The sequence below is a fragment of the Pseudomonas sp. 09C 129 genome (genome assembly GCF_002843625.1).
Classification (GTDB): Bacteria; Pseudomonadota; Gammaproteobacteria; order Pseudomonadales; family Pseudomonadaceae; genus Aquipseudomonas; species Aquipseudomonas chlororaphis.
Map to the genome: position 1 here is coordinate 4,093,862 of NZ_CP025261.1, position 16,307 is coordinate 4,110,168.

A 16,307-nucleotide genomic window follows, 5' to 3' on the forward strand; every position below is an offset into this window, starting at 1 on the left:
ATAGAGGCTCTCCCCATGGATCTACCCCATAAAGGCCTGCTCGCCCTGGCAGCCACCCTCGGCGCTTCGCTGGCCAGCGCCGCCACGCCGGACGAGGAACTCGGCAGGCGCATGGACACGGCCATCGAACGCGCCATCGGCGAACAGCGGATCGTCGGCACCGTGGTGGTGGTGATGCGCGACGGCCAGGTGGTGTACCAGCGCGCCGCCGGTTTCGCCGATCGGGAGGCGGCCCGGCCCATGACCGGCGACACCATCCTGCGCCTGGCCTCTATCACCAAGCCCATGGTGTCCGTGGTCGCCATGCGCCTGGTGGAACAGGGCACGCTGTCCCTGGACGATACGGTCAGCCAATGGCTGGCGGATTTCCGCCCAGGGCTGGCCGATGGCACCCACCCGCCGATCACTCTCAAGCAATTGCTCACCCACACCGCCGGCCTGAGCTATGGCTTTCTCGAGGCCGAGCATGGGGCGTATCGCACGGCCGGGGTGTCGGATGGCCTGGCCGAGCCGGGCATGAGCCTGGAAGACAACCTCAAACGCATTGCCAGCGTGCCCTTGAGTTATCCGCCGGGTACGCAGTGGCGCTATTCCATGGCCATCGACGTGCTCGGCGCCGTGCTGGAAAAGGCCAGCGGCAAAAGCCTGCCAGCCCTGACCGAGGAGCTGGTCACCCAGCCTTTGCACATGAACGACACCGCGTTCTCGGTCAAGGACCCTGCCCGCCTCGGCGCGGTGTACCGCGATGACCGTCCGCGGCCGAGCCGGATGCAGGACGAGGCGGCGATCCGGGTCGGCGAAAGCACCACGCTGTTCTCCCTCAAGCGGATCTTCGACCCGCGCGCCTACCCCTCCGGTGGCGCCGGCATGGCCGGTACCGCCATGGACGTGGCGCGTTTTCTCGACACCTTGCGCCAGGGTGGCGGCCCGCTGCTTTCCGCCCGCAGCGTGCAGGCGATGATGACCGACCAGGTCGGCGCCCAGGCGCAGACCCAGGGGCCGGGCTGGGGCTTCGGCTACGGCTGGGCGGTGCTGGACGATCCGGCCCTGGCCGGCACCCCGCAATCCAAGGGCACCCTGCAATGGGGTGGCGCCTACGGCCACAGCTGGTTTGTCGACCCACAGGCCAGGCTAACCGTGGTGGCGCTGACCAACACCGCCTTCGAGGGCATGTCGGGGGCCTTTACCCGGGAGATCCGCGACGCCGCCTACCCGGCGCCCTGAAGCACCTCACCGCCCGGAGCGTCGAGCGCCCACCAGCCCGGCAGCAATTGCCGGACCCGGGGCTCGGCGAACCGGTCGTCGATCAGCATCACCACGCCGCGGTCCTGCTGGCTGCGAATCACCCGGCCCGCGGCCTGCACCACCTTCTGCAGGCCGGGGTACAGGTAGGTGTAGTCGTAACCGGCGCCGAAAATCGCCGCCATGCGCTGTTTCATCTGCTCATTCACCGGGTTCAGCTGGGCCAGGCCGAGGGTGGCGATAAAGGCACCGATCAGCCGCGAACCCGGCAGGTCGATGCCCTCGCCGAACGCCCCGCCCAGCACGGCGAAACCCACCCCCTGGCCATCGGCGTCGAAGCGCTCGAGAAACCCCTGGCGTTGCCCTTCATCCATCCCGCGCGACTGTTGCCACAGAGGGATATCCGGGTGCAGTTCGGCCAGCAGGCTGGCCACCTGCTGCAAGTAGTCGAAGCTGCTGAAGAACGCCAGGTAGTTGCCGGGGCGCCGGCGGAACTGGCTGGCGATCAGCTCGACGATGGGCGCCAGCGACGCCTGGCGATGGGCGAAACGGGTGGAGATCCGGCTGACGATGTGCACGTCCAGCTGCGCGGCACTGAACGGCGACTCCACGTCCACCCACACCGTGGTCTCCGGCAGCCCCAGCAGGTCGCGGTAGTAATGCCAGGGGTTGAGGGTCGCCGAGAACAGCACCGTACTGCGCGCCGCGCTCAGTCGCGGCGCGAGGAAACCCGCCGGCACCACGTTGCGCAGGCACAGCTCGGACAGGCTGCGCCGGGCATTGAGTTCGCGCTTGCTGATATCGAACAGGAACTGCCCATCGAACAGTTCGGCCACCCGGGCGAATTGCAGGGCATCGAAATAGAAGCCCTGCAACCGGCTGTCCAGCCCTTGCGGGTGGTCGCCCAGGTAATCGCCGATCGCCGAGATACACAGCGACAGCGCCTTGAGCAACGGGGCCGGCGCCTGATCGTAGGCCTGGTACGGCCGCAGCTGTTCCTTGTGCAGGGCATTCCATTCGCGGTTGAGCCGTTGCAGCGGCTTCTTCAGCGGCTCCGGGGCAACCTGGCGCACGGCGTTCAACTGGTACTGGTCGAGGCTGGCGCTGTACATCGAGCGCCCGCGCTCCACCAGGTTGTGCGCTTCGTCCACCAGCGCGGCGACCTTCCATTGGTTGGCCTGCGCCAGGCCGAACAGCAAGGCGCTGAAATCGAAGTAGTAGTTGTAGTCCGCCACTAGCAGATCGCTCCAGCGGGCCATTTCCTGGCTCAGGTAATACGGGCACACCCCATGCGCCAGGGCGATCTCGCGCAGCGCCTGCTGGTCCAGCAAGGACCGCTGGCTCGCCGCCTGCCGCGCCGCCGGCAGACGGTCGTAGAAACCCTTGGCCAGCGGGCAGGACTCGCCATGACAGGCCAGCTCCGGGTGCTCGCAGGCCTTGTCCCGCGCCACCAGTTCCAGCACCCGCAACGGCAGCCCGGGGCTGTGTTCGAACAGCACCTCGGCGGCATCCAGCGCCAGTTTGCGTCCCGGGGTCTTGGCGGTGAGGAAGAACAGCTTGTCCAGCTGCTGCCCCAGCATCGCCTTGAGCATGGGAAACACCGTGCCCAGGGTCTTGCCGATCCCGGTCGGCGCCTGGGCCATCAGGCAGCGCCCGGTGCTCACCGCCTTGTACACCGACTCGGCCAGCGCGCGCTGCCCGGGGCGGAAGTCGGGATGGGGGAAACCCAGCGCCGCCATGGCCTGGTCGCGGGCGTGCCTGTGGGCCAGCTCCTGCTCGGCCCACTGCAGGAACTGGCTGCATTGGCGGTTGAAGAACTGCTCCAGGGCCTGGGCCTCGTGCTCTTCCACCAGCGACGTCTCGCGCTCGCTGAGGATGTCGAAATACACCAAGGCCAGACGGATGCTGCTCAACTGCAACTGCTGGCACAGCAGCCAGCCATAGACCTTCGCCTGGGCCCAATGCAGCTGGCGATGGTTGGCCGGCATGCGCTCGAGGTCGCCGCGGTAGGTCTTGACCTCTTCCAGCAGGTTGGTGTCCGGGTCGTAACCGTCCGCCCTGCCCTTGACCGTCAACGCGCCGAAGCTGCCTTCGAGGGGCACCTCGCTCCGATAGTTCGCGCTGCGCCGCGCCGCCACCGTGCGATGGCCCTGGATGCCTTCCAGCGCGGTGGGCGACGGGGTGAAGCGCAGATCGAGGTCGCCGACCTTGGCGGTGAATTCGCACAGCGCCCGTACCGCGATGCGGTAGTTCACCCGTCCTGCTCCGCCCATTGCACGTAGCAGACCGCCACCGGCATCTGGTGCTGCCGGCAGAACTCCAGCCAGCGCAACTGGTTGTCCTGCAGGCGGTCGCCAGGGCCCTTGACCTCGATCATCCGGTAGGTTTTCTGCTGCGGCCAGAACTGGATCAGGTCCGGCATGCCGGCGCGGTTGGCCTTGATGTCCTGCAGCAGGCGCTCGAACCAGTGCTTGAGGTGCTCGGCCGGCAGGCAGGCCAGTGCCTGCTCCAGCAATTCTTCGTCGAGGGCGCCCCAGAACACGAAAGGCGACTGCACGCCCCACTTGTCGAGGTAGCGCTGGCGGATGGTCTGCGCATAACGCCCGTCATCCAGTTCCGCCAGGCAGGCCTGGAACAGTTCGGCGCGACGGCTGTGGAAGTCCTCGCTCAACAGGTCGGCCGGGCCGCGCTGGAACGGGTGGAAGAATGCCCCGGGCAGTGGCGCGAAGATCGCCGGCCAGCAGAGCAGCCCGAACAGCGAATTGATCAGGCTGTTCTCCACGTAGTGCACCGGCGCCTGCTCCTCGTGGAGATGGGCCTGCACATGGAATTCCACCGACAGCGCCGGATCGACCCGCGGCAGGCTGAGGTCCAGGCGCAGTGTCGGCTGGGTGCCGCCGCGCGGCGTGGCCGGGCCGCCCAGCTTGCGCCGCAACCTGGGCAGCCGCCGCAGCAGTTGCTGCTGCTCGGCCGCGTTGTGCGGAGCCAGTGCCGCCGCCTCGGCCAGGGCCAGCGCCTGCGGGTAATCGCCACTGCGCTCGAAGACGCGGATCAGCCGCGCTCTCGCCCCGGGATCGGCGCAGGCCTGGTAGATGGCGGCCGCCAGCGGCCATTCGGCTAGCCGCTCGCAATGCTGCCCCAGCAGGAACAGCAGCTTGGCCCGGCGCCGCTGCAACCAGGGATTGTCGCTGGCGAACGCCTGGATGCTCACCAGCACCTCCTCCAGCGCCGCGCCGTTTTCAAAATGCTGCCGACAGTCCTCCAGGTACAGGAAACCCTCGACGTCGTCGCGGCTGCGCAGCGCCCGGGCGTCGTCGCGAAACTCGACCTTTTCGTAGGTGAAGATACCCAGATCGGCCAGCACGAACTCCGACCAGTCCTGGTGCAGGTTGCCGAAGAACATCAGGCGCAGGCGGTCGCACAGCGCCATGACCGTCAGGCTGCATACCCCGTCCTCCAGATCCGGGCACCACTGGCCCAGGCTCCGCGGCTCGTCGAACAACGGCGCCAAGGCGGCCAGCCAGTCGGACTTGCGGGCCTTCGGCTGTTCGATTTCCGCGCGAAAAACCTGGAGGATCTCCGCCTTCTGCAACAGGTTGAACAGTTCTTCCAGGGTCAGCGGCGCCTGCTCGTCGACCCAGCCCAGGCGCACCAGCGGCGCGACGGCCGCGCGAGTATCGCCGATTTCTTCATAGACCAGTCGGGACGTGCGAAAATGGCAGCCTTTGCGCATGATCATGCGCACCAGCAGGGCCTGGGATGGCTGGGCCAGCGTCGAGAAGTCGTCGATGAAGCTACGCTCTTCAGGTGACAGCACATCGGCGTAGCGCAGCTCGAGCCACGCCAGCACCTGCTGAAAGTTGTGCAGGTAATAAAGAGGGTTTTCCAGAGGGTTGGAAGTCACAGGACAAGCGCGCCGCAAAGAGGTTGATACTGGTTATGCATACAGATAACAGCTGCCGACCTGCCCTGGCAAACACTATTGGATAAGTGGCGTTACAGGTTTTTTTACGGAGCCGCAGAACTTTCTTGCGGTTAATCACACCAAGGGCGGATAGCCATATAGTCGCGAGCCGCCAATCATGGTGGACTCACGGGATTCATGAAGAGAGGTTTGTCTATGAACGTCAAATACCTGGGCCTGCCGTTGGCCGTTGCAGCCTTCCTGGCACTGGGCGGCTGTGCCTCGCCAACCGTGGTGACGCTGCAGAACGGCACGCAATACCTGACCAAGGACATGCCTAACGCCAAGACCGCCGACGGGTTCTACGAATTCGAAGACATCGCCGGCAAGAAAATCCGCATCAAGGCGGCCGATGTCGCTACCGTCCGCCAAGAGGACTGACCGATCGAACCCGGTCGCCCTCAGGGCGACCAGGGTGCCGAATTCTGCCCCGGCACGCTGTTATCGCAGGAAATGTAGTGCTGTTCCCCGCGCTTCCGCAGTTCGCCACGCACCCGCTGACACCGCTCGAACTCCCGGGCCGCCGCATTATCGATGCTGATATTGCCGGTGGTTTCAGGCTTTTTACCCTCCCCCAGGGTCACACTCGCCCAAGGCCGCTCTGCGTCGATATGAAAGCGGCTGCCCGGTTCGGGCTGCGCTTCTTTTTCGGTGGCCTGCGCGGCGGCCGGTAGCTGGTCCGGGGTCACGCCGTAGCGCTTGAGGATCGACTGCTGAGGCAAGTCCTCGGCCATTGCGCTGCCCGCCATCAGGACCAGCGCCAGACCGATGCCATACCTCTGGTTATCACTCACCTTGTGTTTCTCCTGCTGTTCACTGTTGCCATTAATGAGCCTCGGCAGCGGCTGCCTGCCTTGATAACGCGCAAGCTCCTGCGAACTTTAAGGGCCCGGAGCGCGCACGCGGCATCCACCCGCCTGGCGACAGGCCGATGTTTTATCGAGCGCTGTGTCACAGGGGCAGGTATTGGAGTCACTTCCAGGCTGACGGGTCACCCTTTGGGCAAATACCCTTGGCTTTGGCGAAAAAAGTACGGTCGAGAGACACGCAAAGGCAAACCCGTGACCGCGCGAGACAAAAATCGCCACCCCGCGCGGTCGGGCTTCAGGCGATGGTGATGCTCGCGCCGCTGAGGCTGTCCAGGCTCACCCCTACCAGGGTCACCGAGTCGCCGCCAAAGGTCAGCAGGGTATCGTTGCCCACGGTGCTGGCGTGGGCGCGGAAGTCGTCGTTGGCGACCACGCCTGCGACGCCGAGGAACACCAGTTTGTCGCTGCTCTGGTAACCCAGCACCCGGTCCTGGCCGAAGTTGCCGCTGAACAGCAAGGTATTACTGCCCCCGCCCGCCTGCAGCAGGTCGTTGCCCGCGCCGCCGACCAGCACATCGTTACCCTGGCCGCCGATCAGGTGGTCATCGCCGTCCAGGCCGAACAGCCAGTCGCCGCCGGCGTGGGCGGTCAGGGTATTGGCCGCGGCGTCGCCCTTCACCGAAGCGGCGTACTGGGTCAGGTTGCTCCCCGCCAGCAGGCCCTTGTCGGTGACGCTGTGGGTCACATCGTCCTTGAACAGGCCCCAGAGGAACCCCGGTTCCTTGCTGGTGATCGCGCCGATATCGCGGGTGATGCTGATGCCGCCATTGGCATCGCGCACATACAGGGTGCCGGCGCCGTCGTTGGCGAAGCTGAAGTTCTTCACCGACTGCTGCAGGTCCAGGGTGTTGTGGCCCTGCCCGCCCAGCAGGATGTTGTAGCCGCCGGCGTCGCGAAAGGTATCGTTGCCGGCGCGGCCTTCGAGGTAGTCGTTGCCCTGGCCGCCCTGGATCAGGTCGTTGCTGTCGGTGCCGATGATAAAGGTGCTGCCCTTGTGGGTTTCGGCATTGCGGTTGAGGTCCTGGACCCAGGTGGTGGCCCGCGCCGGGTCCGACAGGTTGGCGACGATGATGGTCGAGTCCTTGCTCGTCAGGTCGTAGAACTTCGACTCGAGGATCCGTGTCATGCCGTCGCCGTAGCCGGTGGGCAGGTGCGACAGCCAGGTCGGGATATTCAGGATGGAGAACGGCAGCAGGTTCCAGGCCGCCGAGGCGTAATGGTCGTTGAAACTGACGATGTTGTTGGTCGCCGACTCCTGCGCCGTGTCATGCACGCCGAGGGACGCCAGGTTGAACGAAGAGCCATCGAGGGCTCGGAACACCGGATCGTTTTCGTAGCCGATATTCAGCACCTTGTCCCCCGCGCTCTGGGTCGGCGAGGCGTAGGCGACGTAGCTGGCATCCTGGTAGAACCCCGACCAGTGATCGCCACTCAGGTCCGCCAGGCTGTTGACCGCCAGGCCGCCGAGGCTGTGGCCGCTGACCAGGATGTCCTTGCCCGTCAGGCCATTGGCCTGGGCGAAGGCCGCGACATCGGCGAGCAGCTTGCCGAAGGCTTCGCCGGCGTAGTTTTTCGCGTAGTCCCTGGGCCCGAACGCCGCCAGCAGGTCGTTGATCACATCGCCGATGGAGTCGCCGATCACCGATTCACGGGGGCCGCTGGTGCCGCGAAAGGCAATGCCGATGGAGGTCAGGTGGCCCTGGTCGTCGTACTTGCCGAGCACTTCGGCCTGGGCGGTGGTGTAGCCGGCCTTTTCCCCGTAGTAGGTACCCCTGAAGTCGGTCTTGCCGTCGTAGCCCAGCTGGGCAGCGCCGATCGGTGTCCAGCCGGCCTTTTGCACCGCCTCCAGCGCGGCTTTCTCCGAGTCGGGGTTCCAGGGCAGCCCGGGAATCACCCCTTGCGAATCGCTGCTGCCGATCAGCCCCGTGACCAGGGTCGCCGGCAGGCCGAGGCCGAAACCGTACTGCTGATAACCGGCGGAAAAGCCGTTGTCGAGGTTGTGGTAGGAATACAGCGTGATCGCCAGCGCATCGGAAAACAGCGCCTTTGAGTCTTCTGTGCCGAGGTTCTTGTAGTCATACACACCCATGGTATTGCCTCTCTTTGTTGTTGAACTTGTTCGAGATAGCTCACGCGGACGGAGCGCCCTCCGCTGGCGCCCCATCCTTAGTGCAATGCTTTTTGCTACTTATCTATGCAAAGACGATCCCCCCTGCGGAAAGGCTGTCCGGCGCGACCCCGACCAGCGTCACGGCGTAGTCGCCGACGCTGAGCAAGGTGTCCTGGCCGCTCTGTGACAGGTGCTGCGTGTAGTCGTAGCCCTGCCCCGCGCCCGCCACGCCCATGAACACCAGCTTGTCGCTGCCCTGGTAGCCATGGATCGCGTCGAAGCCGAAGGCGCCGCTGAACAGGAAGGTGTTGGCCCCGCCGCCGCTGGAATACATGACATCGTTGCCGGCGCCGCCGACAAAGGTCACGTCGCTCTTGTCGCTGCGCAGCACATCGTCGCCGCCGTGACCGAACAGCCAGTCGCCGTCGACGCTGGCCACCAGCGCATTGCCGTAGGCATCGCCATTGAGCGAATGGTTGTAGTGGGTCAACTGGTTGCCGGCCAGCAGGCCCTGGTCGGTCACGCTGTGGGTCACCTCCTTGCTGAACAGGCCCCAGGCGAAACCCGGCTCCTTGCTCACCAGCGCGCCGATATCGCGGGTCATGCTGATGCCGCCATAGGCATCGCGCACGTACAAGGTGCCGTCACCATCGTTGACCACGCTGAACTTGCCGAGCGACTGCTGCAGGTCGAAGACGTTATGCCCCTTGCCACCCAGCAGGATGTTGTAGCCACCCGCGTCGCGGAAGGTGTCGTTGCCGTCGCGGCCCTCGATGAAGTCGTTGCCGCGTCCGCCCTTGAGCAGGTCGCTGCCGTCGGTGCCGAAGATAAAGGTGCTGCCCTTGTGCGGTTCGGCGTTGCGGTTGAGGTCCTCGACCCAGGTCTTGCCCCGATTGGCCTCGGACAAGGTGGAGACGATCAGGGTCGAGTCCTTGCTGGTCAGGTCGTAGAACGCCGAATCCACCACCCGGTTCAAGCCATCGGCGTAACCCGCGGAACCGTGGGCCTTCCACGACAGCGGGTTGAGGATGCTCTGCGGCAGCAGGTTCTCCAGGGTCGACGCGTAGTGCTCGTTGAAGTTGACGATGTTGTTGGTCGCCGACGCCTGGACCTTGTCATGGCTGCCCAGGGACGAGGCATTGAAGGTGGTACCGTCGAGCACCCTGAACACCGGATCGTTTTCGTAGCCGATGTTCAGCACCTTGTCCCCCGGGCCCTGGGTCGGCGAGGCGAATGCCACATAGCGGGCGTCAGCGTAGAAACCGCCCCAGTGCTCGCCGCTCAGCTCGGCCAGGCTGTTGACCCCCAGGCCGCCCAGGCTGTGGCCGCTGACCAGCACATCCTGGCCGCTCAGGCCCTGGGCCTTGGCGAACTCGGCGACGCTGGCGAACAGCTTGTCGAAGGCATTCTTGCTGTAGTTCGCCGCATAACCCACCGGCCCGACCGCCGCCAGCAGGTTGTTCTTGATGTCGCCCAGGGTATCGCTCAAGCCCAGGCCGCCAGTGCCGCGAAAGGCGATGCCGATCGACAGCAACTTGCCGGCCTCGTCGTAACGCCCCAGCACCTCCACTTCGGCGCTGGTAAAGCCTGGCTGCTCGCCGAAGAAGGTGCCCTGGGGCCCGACCTTGCCCTGGTACCCCAGCCGCTCGGCACCAATCGCCGTCCAGCCCGACGCCAACGGCTGCCCGGTGGGCGTGTAGGCGTAGAGCGTCAACGCCAGGGCATCGCTGTACAGCGCCTTGCCCGCCTCGCCCTTGAAACTCCGGTAATCGAATACACCCATGTTGTGTCTCACTCTTATGGTCATTGGCCCGCAGGCCTCAGAACTGCCAGTCCAGGGTCAGGCCGACCCCGTGACTCTTGTCCCGAGAACCCAGCAGGCCGTTGTAGTCCAGGTTTACCCGGGTATCGCGCCCCAGCAACAGGCCGGCGCGAGCCCCGACCACAGCGGCGTTACGATCCAGCGCAACGCTCTGTATGTTGAACGAACCACCATTGGCAAAAGCCAGGTGCTGGTCCGAATTGGTGTCGCTCAGGTTGTGCTGCCAGCCGAGGGTGCCGGCCAGTTCCAGCTGCCGGGCATCGGACAGGGCGAAGCGTTTGCTGGCCCGCAGGCCGAGGGTCGAGAGCACCGCGTCGCGGTTGTCATCGCCACTGCGCAGGGCGGTGGCCCCGCCTTTTTCGCGGAAGCTGTCGCTGCCCACATGCACGTAGGCCAGATTGACGAAGGGCTCCAGGGCCACACCTGGCAGCGCCACTTGCCACGCCGCTTCGGTGAACAGTTGGGCGGTCTGGGCGTCGCGCTTGACCTTTTGCCGGTCCGAGAACTCGCCGTATTGCAGGTCACGCTTCACATCGATGCGATGCCAGCTGTAGGAACCACCGACGCTCAGGCGCACCGCATCCAGCTGATGGCCCAGGTAGGCACCCAGGTGATAGCTGTCCACCGAGGCCTGGGAATGGGTGCCATCGCCCATGCTCAGGGAGCTGTCGCTGTAGCCGGTGAACAGGCCGAGACGAGTGTCTTCGGCGATCAAGCCATCGACCCCGGCGAGCAGGCCGCCGATCGAAGTGTTGTAGTTGGCATGGTCATAACCGCCGTCGGCCTTGCCCCAGGCCCCCAGCACCTTGAACCACACATTGTTGTCGCTGGCCGCGGGCGCCGACGAATCAAGCAGGCCGTCCTGACGCAGACGGTCACCCACCGCATCGCGCAGCTGACGACTGTCGTTGATCAGCAGCGTGCCGATGGCCGGATGGATCTCCCCGGTCAGTTGCTGGAAGGCTTGTTGCGCGCTGGCGGCGTTCTCCGACAGCAGCAGGCTTTCGTACACCGGATTGCCCGCCCCCAGTCGCTCGGCGGCAGCCGCCACGGAACGCTGGTTCGGGGTCAGGCCGACGTCGCTGAAGGACGTGGCGTTACGCGCGACCTGCAACTGCACGCCGCTGGCCGAGTAATCGAGGCTGCCACCAATGAACAGGTAGTTCGGCGCCACCGAACCGAAACGGCCTTCGATGCCACCGGCCGCCTGCAGGATGTTGTATTGCCGGCCGAGCAGGCTTTGCGCCTCGCGGGCACTGAGCAGGGTCGGGCTGTTCTCCAGGGCCAGGGTCACATTGGCCCCTTCGACGGTGGCCTTGCCGCCAGCGACGATCTGGTCGCTGCTGGTGGGCGACAGCTCCACCGCGTAGGTCGAGCCCGGTTGCAGGGTCACGTCGCCCGCCACCTGCAAGGTGCCGATCGAGTTGCCCGGCGCCACGGTACCGCCACGGTTGGCGGTCAGCGCGGCGATGCGCCCGTTGCCGCCGAGAATGCCGCTGTCATTGACCGTCACCGCCGAGGCCAGCGAACCATTGATGGCCAGGCGTCCCTGATTGACCAGGGTCGGGCCGCTGTAGCTGTTGTTGCCGGTCAGCACCAGGGTGCCGATGCCCTGCTTGGTCAGGCCACCGTGTCCGGAAATGTCGTTGCGCCAGACATCCAGCCCGCAAGACAGGCCAGTGCACAGGCGCTCGGTGGGTTTGCCGGCATCCACCACGGCGCCGATACCGGGCAGGTCGACCACGAACTGGCCGGAGCCGTAGGCGCCTTCGACACGGAACTCCTGGGGAATGTCCGCTTCGGTGACGAACATGCCTGGACCGTCGATGCCCTTTTGCAGGTTGATCATGCCCCAGCCGTACAGCGCGTCGATGCCCGGATCGCCCATGTCGGTAGCGGTGGTCCTCAGCACCGTGGCGATCTGCGAAGCGCTCATGTAAGGAAAGCGCTCCATCAGCACCGCCGCCGCGCCCGCCACATGGGGCGCGGCCATCGAGGTGCCGCTCTTGTTGGCGTAGCCGATGGTCATGTCGTCCAGGTTGGTGCCGCCGATCACCGCGCTGTAGATCCGCGTACCCGGCGCCGAGACGCAGAAGCTCGCGGTGTAGCCGCAGCGCGAGGAGAAGGTGCTGAGGGTGTAGGGATTGGGGCTGGCGGTATCCGGGTTCACCTGCAAGGCCGCCACCGTCATCCAGTTCGGCGCGATTTCCGGCACGAAATAGGCCAGGCCGGCGATGGCGTCCGGGTTGTTCAGGTTGTAGTCGTTACCGGCGGCGAAGATGGTCAGCACACCACCGCGGGCCGCGTCGATCGCCCCGCTGTAGGCGCCACCCTGGCGGGTGCCCAGCAGCGGCTGGATCTGGTCGAACTGCAACTGCGCGTCCTGCACGGTGAAATGCGGGAAGGCCGGGTCGCGACCGCCCTGGTCGAAGCGGTCGGTGATGCCGATGCCCCAGCTGTTGTTGATGATCCGCGCGCCGCTGTTCACCAGGGCATCCCAGCCGGCCCGGTAGACCGCGCCGTCGTTGCCGAGAATGATCCCGTCCTCGGGGCCCGGGTCGCCGTTTTCGGCGCTGATGATCTGCGCGTCGAAGGCCACACCATGCATCGGCCCGCCGTCGCGGCTGCCGGCGGCGATCCCGCCGACGTGGGTGCCGTGGGAGCCGAGCTTGCCGTCGGAGCCCACCGAGGGCGTGCCGTCATAACGGAAGGCATCGCCGGCTTTGACCGGAATGTAGGGGTCGGTGTATTCGCGGATGCCGCTGGTGACCAGGGTGATCACCTTGTTGCTGCCGCTGAATTCCGGGTGCTGGGCATACACCGGCTGGTCGAAGATCCCCAGCTTGACGCCCTTGCCGGTATAGCCGGCGGCATACGCCTGCTCGGCATGGATCGCCCCCAGGCCCCATTCGGCGTTGAACTCGGCACTGCGCCAACTGCCGGGATCGCCCGGCTGGCCGCTTTCGACATAAGGCGCGGCCTGGGCGTTACCCGCCACGGCCAGGCCACAGATCAAAGCGCCGCAGGAGGCGCGCACCAGGCTGTTGGCCGCCGGAGCAGCCCCCGTAAATCTGTATTTCATCGGTACCTTCCTTAGTTGCCTTGCTTAGAAATAGTTGCCTTGCTGGAAATAGTTGCCTTGCTAGAGGAAACACCGCACCAGACCCGGCGCGGGTGGTTTTACCGAACAGCCGGCCCGCCAACGGCGAACCGTGCTGTACCGATAGCAGCTGCCGTGTCGACGCGACCTTGCGTCGACACGGCGCTGTCAAAAACCGGGTCAGAACTGCCAGTTCAGGCTCAGCCCCGCCCCGTGGTTCTTCTCGCGGCTGGCCAGCTGGCCGTTGTAATCCAGGCTCAGGCGCAGGTCCCGGCTCAACGCCAGGCTGGCATGGGCGCCGACCAGCGCGGCATTGCGCGGCAGCGAGGTGCTTTCGACGCTGAACGGCGTGCCGCCGGAAGCAAAGGCCAGGTGTTCCTCGGCCCGGGTGTTGCTCAGGTTGTGCTGCCAGCCCAGGGAGCCGGAAAGGTCCAGGCGGGTTTGCCCGGACAGCTCGAGGCTTTTCAGGGCGCGCAGGCCGAGGGTACTGAGCGCCGCCTCGCGACTGTCGCTGCCACCTTTCAACGCCGCGGCGTCGCCCTTCTCGCTGAAGCTGTCGCGGTGCAGGTGCACGTAGGCCAGGTTGGCGAACGGTTCCAGGGCCAGCGCCGGCAGGTCGAGGCGATAAGCCGCCTCGCCGAAGACCTGGCTGGTGCGGGCATCGACCTTGGCTTTCTGCTTGCCGCTGACTTCGCCGAACTGCAGGTCGCGCTTGACGTCGGCGCGATGCCAGCTGTGCGCCGCGCCCGCGCTCAGGCGCCAGGCGCCCAGCTCGTGGCCGAGGTAGGTGCCCAGGTGATAGCTGTCCACCGAGGCCTCGGAATGGGTACCGCCGCCCATGCTCAGGGAGCTGTCGCTGTAGCCGGCGAAGGCGCCCAGGCGCGTGCTGTCGCTGAGCGCGCCGTCGGCCCCCAGCAGCAACCCGCCGATGGACGTGTTGTAGCCCTCGGTGTCGTGGCTGCCGTCGTTCTTGCCCCAGGCGCCCAGCACCTTGAGCCAGAGGTTGCCCTCGCTCTGCACCACCGCACCCGGGACCTGCAGACGCTCGCCGACCGCATCGCGCAGCTGCCGGCTGTCGTTGAGCAGCATCGAACCCAACGCCGGGTAGATTTCCCCGGACAGCTGCTGGAACGCCTGTTGCGCCACACCGGCGCTCGGCGAGCGCAGCAGGCTTTCATACACCGGGTTGCCCGCCCCCAGCTGCTCGGCGGCGGCCGCCACCGAGCGCTGGTTCGGGGTCAGACCGACACTGGCGAACGAGGTGGCGTTACGCCCGATGCTCAGCTGCACGCTGCTGGCCGAATAATCGAGGCTGCCGCCGAGGAACAGGTAGTTCGGCTCCACCGAGCCGAAGCGCCCGTCGATGCCGTTCGCCGCCTGGAGGATCTGGTACTGGCTGCCGATCAGGCTTTGCGTCTGTTGCAGGCTGAGCAACTGCGGGCTGTTTTCCAGGGCCAGGGTGACCCCAGCGCCGTTGAGGGTGGCCTTGCCGCCAGCGACGATGCGGTCGCTGCTGGTGGGCGACAGCTCCACCGCATAGGTCGAGCCCGGCTGGAAGGTCACGTCCCCCGCCACCTGCAAGGTGCCGATGGAGTTGCCCGGCGCCACGGTGGCGCCGCTGTTGGCCAGCAGCGCGCCGATCCGTCCGGAACCGCCGAGGGTGCCGCCATCATTGACCGTGACACTGGAGGCCAGCGAGCCATTGACTGTCAGCAAGCCGCCGTTGACCGTGGTCGCGCCGCGATAGCTGTTGTTGCCGCTGAGCACCAGCCAGCCGGCGCCGGACTTGATCAGGCTGCCCTCGTACACCCGCTGCGCGGCGGCCGCGTCGCGGGCCATGCCGACGGCGTAGTCGGTCTTGTCCTGCTGGCTGGCGCCGGCGCCGAGGCCGTTTTCCCAGCCCTTGTCCTTCAGGGTCTGTTGCCAGGCCGCGTGTTCGGCGGCGTCCTCGCCCTGGCGCTGCAACAGCGCCTTGTCCGAGATGTCGTTGCTCCAGACATCGCCCTGCCCGGCACCCAGGTTGGCGTCGAACGATCCCAGCAACTGCCCGGGACCGTGCATGGCCCGCTCCAGGTTGGGCACGCCCCAGCCGACCAGGCTGGTGGGCGCCTCGGTGATCGAGCCGTCCAACTGGGTGGCGGTGGTCAGCAGCACCTCCAGGGCCTGCTGGTTATTCATGTAGGGATAACGCTCCATCACCAGGGCCAGCGCGCCCGTGGCATGGGGCGCGGCCATCGAGGTGCCGGACTTGGTGGCGTAACCGCCGCCGGGCACGGTGCTGGAGATCAGCCGCCCGGGCGCGGCCACGCACCAGTACTTGGCGATGCCGCACTGGTTGTAGCGCTGCTGGTTGTTCGCATCCAGGCCAGACACCGCCAGCCAGTGGCCTTCCAGCTCCGGCTGGAAGTACGGCAGCGCCGCGCGCACGCTGGCGTTGGCGTAACCGCTGTTGCCGGCGCTGAACACGTTGATCACGCCCTGGCGCGAGATATCGGCCGCCGCGTCCAGCCAGGTGCCCTGGCCATAGTGCTGGGCATAGGCGGCGTGCAGGTCGCCCAGGGTCTGGTAGCTGACACCCGGCGGCTGGCTGCCCCAGCTGTTGTTGATGGCGCGCACCCCGGCATCCGCCAGGGCGCCGTACACCGCCTTGAAGTACTGCGGGTCCGGGGTCGGGCCGAACAGGAAGCTGTCGTTCTTGTTGGTGTTGCCCACGTAGACCTGGGCATTGAAGGCCACGCCGTGCATGCCAACGCCATCGCGGGCTGCGCCCATGGTGCCGGTGACATGGGTGCCATGGCTGTCGTTGTTGCCGTTGAGCACCCCGGAGACGCTGAACGGCGTGCCATCGACATAGGTGCCGGTGGCGGTGACCCCGTGGAAGCGCTCGGGCGAGGCTTCGCCATGGCTGGCGTCGAAGCCCGAGTCGAGGGCACCGATCTTCACCCCGCTGCCGGTGATGCCGGCGGCATAGGCGGAGCTGGCGCGCATGCGCTCCAGGCCCCAGTCCTGGGTGTATTCGGCCGATTGCCAGCTGGCCGGCACCCCCAACTGACCGGTTTCCTGGTACTGCGCCTGGGCCATGCCCGGCAGTGCTACCGCCGACAGCGTGGAGCAAGCGAGCAACGAGCGGCGACTCAGCGCCTTGAGCTGATAAAAGCGTCTATCCATGTGATGACTTCTCGTTTTTTGTTTTTGTCGAA

At 66.2% G+C, this 16,307-nt stretch carries 9 protein-coding genes; 2 read left to right on the forward strand and 7 right to left on the reverse strand.

Translation table 11 applies throughout. The features are described 5' to 3' along the window. Positions 1 to 15 precede the first annotated feature (15 nt). Positions 16 to 1,224, forward strand: a complete 1,209-nt coding sequence (locus CXQ81_RS18445) for a serine hydrolase (protein ID WP_101338114.1) — start codon at positions 16 to 18, stop codon at positions 1,222 to 1,224. Here the strand turns inward: CXQ81_RS18445 and CXQ81_RS18450 are convergent. Both CXQ81_RS18450 and CXQ81_RS18455 read right to left on the reverse strand, forming a co-directional pair. Beyond that, complete coding sequence (locus tag CXQ81_RS18450; RefSeq protein ID WP_101338115.1) at positions 1,209 to 3,497, reverse strand: ATP-dependent DNA helicase; 2,289 nt, start codon at positions 3,495 to 3,497, stop codon at positions 1,209 to 1,211. The genes CXQ81_RS18445 and CXQ81_RS18450 overlap by 16 nt on opposite strands. After that, positions 3,494 to 5,146 carry a VRR-NUC domain-containing protein gene (locus tag CXQ81_RS18455; protein WP_101338116.1) on the reverse strand — a complete coding sequence of 551 codons (1,653 nt, stop codon included), beginning with the start codon at positions 5,144 to 5,146 and terminating at the stop codon, positions 3,494 to 3,496. Before CXQ81_RS18455 ends, CXQ81_RS18450 begins: the two co-directional genes overlap by 4 nt. 216 nt (positions 5,147 to 5,362) lie before the next feature. On the opposite strand from CXQ81_RS18455, the gene CXQ81_RS18460 reads away from it, so the two are divergent. Further along, positions 5,363 to 5,587: a YgdI/YgdR family lipoprotein gene (locus tag CXQ81_RS18460; protein ID WP_007922767.1), complete on the forward strand. Its 225-nt coding sequence runs from the start codon at positions 5,363 to 5,365 to the stop codon at positions 5,585 to 5,587. 20 nt (positions 5,588 to 5,607) lie between these two features. Here CXQ81_RS18460 and CXQ81_RS18465 read toward each other — a convergent pair whose 3' ends face one another. The 5 genes from CXQ81_RS18465 to CXQ81_RS18485 all read right to left on the reverse strand — a co-directional run bounded on the left by CXQ81_RS18465 (position 5,608) and on the right by CXQ81_RS18485 (position 16,188). Further along, the gene (locus tag CXQ81_RS18465; protein WP_101338117.1) at positions 5,608 to 6,000 is read right to left on the reverse strand and encodes a hypothetical protein; all 393 of its coding nucleotides are present in this window, start codon (positions 5,998 to 6,000) and stop codon (positions 5,608 to 5,610) included. Between the two features lie 310 nt (positions 6,001 to 6,310). Then, on the reverse strand, positions 6,311 to 8,164 hold the full coding sequence (locus tag CXQ81_RS18470; protein WP_101338118.1) for a polyurethanase: 1,854 nt from the start codon (positions 8,162 to 8,164) through the stop codon (positions 6,311 to 6,313). 103 nt (positions 8,165 to 8,267) lie between these two features. Further along, the gene (locus CXQ81_RS18475; RefSeq protein ID WP_101338119.1) at positions 8,268 to 9,968 is read right to left on the reverse strand and encodes a polyurethanase; all 1,701 of its coding nucleotides are present in this window, start codon (positions 9,966 to 9,968) and stop codon (positions 8,268 to 8,270) included. Positions 9,969 to 10,005: 37 nt separating this feature from the next. Then, positions 10,006 to 13,089, reverse strand: coding sequence for an autotransporter serine protease (locus CXQ81_RS18480; RefSeq protein WP_101338120.1), 3,084 nt, complete (start codon positions 13,087 to 13,089; stop codon positions 10,006 to 10,008). Between the two features lie 198 nt (positions 13,090 to 13,287). Next, on the reverse strand, positions 13,288 to 16,188 hold the full coding sequence (locus tag CXQ81_RS18485) for an autotransporter domain-containing protein (RefSeq protein WP_371860906.1): 2,901 nt from the start codon (positions 16,186 to 16,188) through the stop codon (positions 13,288 to 13,290). Positions 16,189 to 16,307: the final 119 nt, after the last annotated feature.